General features: G+C 43.1%; 2 protein-coding genes. Both read left to right on the forward strand.

Annotation, left to right across the window (positions count from 1 at the left end):
- On the forward strand, positions 1-1,820 hold a 1,820-nt coding region (locus F6K51_RS36060; protein WP_293030671.1), incomplete at its 5' end, for a TauD/TfdA family dioxygenase.
- Between the two features lie 47 nt (positions 1,821-1,867).
- The coding region (locus F6K51_RS36065; RefSeq protein ID WP_293030674.1) for a hypothetical protein at positions 1,868-2,518 on the forward strand (651 nt) is incomplete at its 3' end.

A 2,518-nucleotide genomic window follows, 5' to 3' on the forward strand; every position in this document is an offset into this window, starting at 1 on the left:
TTAAGATTACTGCTATGACGATGATGGGAACTAAGTTTATTGATCAATCTTTGGAGACTGGCGTTCAGAAAATTTTATTATTTCATGCTGTATCGGATCGGCTACTATTTCTGCGAGACAAGCAAGTGCAGAGCCAGCTGGAATATCAAGGTAAAACGATTGATGATGATATTCCGATAAGCATGATTGAGCAAGTTCGCTGCTCTATGCTAGAAAAGACATTAAAGCACTTGGAGTATGCACGCGATCGCGGCTTAGAAGTTTATTTTGGTGCAGAGGATGCAAGCCGTGCAGATTTTGATTTTTTAACTCAGTGTATTTCGAAATTTGAACCTTATGTAGAATTATTTGTACTCGCTGATACAGTGGGATGTCTAACCCCAGAAAAGACCCATTTTTGGCTTAGTAATCTTTTGGAAGTGACCAATGGTGCTGCCTTAGGGGTACACTTTCACAATGACATGGGTTTAGCACTTGAAAATACTCTCCAGGCTATCCATGCAGGCGCGATCGCCGTTTCTGGTACATTTTCGGGAATTGGAGAACGTGCAGGGAATGCCCCTTTAGAGCAGGTTTTAGATGGATTAAGAATGCGTTGGGGCTGGGAAGTTGAAGGAATTAATTATAGTGCTTTGGAAGCTGTCACAGAGGCTTTAGCTCGTCTCGGAGTCCGAGCCAATCCTCCCTACTCTCCTGGAACTCATAGGCAGGAAACGGGTATCCATCTCCATTCATTGCTGTGCGATCGCCATAGCTACACAATCTTTCCTGATCAGGAACCAGAAATCTGGTTTGGCAAGTGCAGTGGGGCGAGTAATTTCAAATATCTCTTTGAGCGTCATTTAAATCAGTCACTGCCCCAACAATACTACGAGCAACTCCGAACCTCTCTCAAAGAGTTGTCCATTCAAGAACAGCGTAGTTATTCGACATCGGAAGTTTTGAGTCTGATAGAACAAGATCTCTTACCGATGTTTCCCCAAATGGATAACGGTGTGGCAGATAGCCAATGTCTCGAAGATCCCAATTTAATCAGATTTCGAGTTGAGCAAATTAGTCAAATGTCTAAGGCAATGCTTAATGGGCTTCTGGAGGTGTTCAATCAGTTTGGTTGCATTATCATTGCTTGCGATGGTGTCTCTAACTTTCGGCAAAACCTGCTTGATATAGGCTCACATTTTGGTCAGATTATGCCTCACCGTATTTCTGATGATGACGGTATCGTAACTGTAACACCCACGCCTGGGGCAAAGTACACGGCTCTAACGGGGCAACCGTTTGACTTTCATACTGATGGGAGTTTTATGCCAGTTCCTCCCAAAGTTGTTGCCCTGCAGTGCATTGTTGCCGCCGACACCGGGGGAGAATCTCAAGTTGTCCAAGCCGAAACTCTCTACAATTTTCTAAAAGAACAGGATCCCATTGGACTTCCAGCACTCTTTGAACCTGATGCTGTAGTAACGACAACCGTTGATGGTGAAGTTTACCGAGGTCCTGTTTTTGTACGCGCAGATAATCGCGTGATGTTGACTTATCGACCCAGCGATCATCAGGTTACAGTGCAAGCCAAACCAAAGGTAGCTCAAGCTTACAATCTTATTCAAGGTTACCTTGAGAATGGGGCAGACGAGTTACAGTACAAACTTCAGCCGGGAGAAATTCTGATCATGGATAATACCCGAATCTTACACACCCGCAAACCATTCAAGGAAAATCAAGGTGCAAAGCGTAAGTTTCATCGTTTATGGCTTGACGGCAAACCTGATCATCACAAACTTGCACACAATCAACTAAAGTTTGGTTTTAGTATTTCGGGTTAAACATCGTTACCAGCCAGTATCGAGATAACAATTTGAGATAACTTGTTTTGAGTAATTCCTACAAGATGACCTTCTCTGATTTACATCACCGAAAAACCCGAGGCCACTTACGGATGGTTGGGACAGGAGGAGTTGCCAGGAGCCTAACGACAGCGATCGCTAGAATGCTGAGTACTCAGCATTCAAAGATCCCCAATCAACCAGGCTACCTATTTGATATCAGTTTAAATGAATCATTTTCCTGGGGAGAACAACGAATTGCAGGGGGCTACGAGCATTTATTGCACCTCATCCAGCACCATGAATCTCAAGCTACTGCAACCGGACGAGATCTCCGTCAAATTCCCCTGCAAGTCCTCAGCAAAAACAACAGCCATCATTTCAGCAAACAACAGTGGCAAAACTTTTTGGCTCTGATTGATATACAACTGCTCCAAATTCGGAACCCAGCACTTACTTTTGCCTCACAAGTAAGTACAACGCTTGATTTGATTCTCGAGCGCTATATTCTAGAATCCAATCGTGCTCAATTAGAACTTGCCAAAAACACCAGTGATTTTTCAAAATTACAACTCAGTGCATTCAAAACTGATATTCCAGAGTCTTTTTTGGAACTGATAAAATCACAAAAATCTAATCACGCTAAAGACTTTTCAAATCCAGAATTCGACTCCCATTTTTTTAGGATAAACTTTGCT

This window comes from Moorena sp. SIO3I8 (assembly GCF_010692325.1).
GTDB lineage: Bacteria > Cyanobacteriota > Cyanobacteriia > Cyanobacteriales > Coleofasciculaceae > Moorena.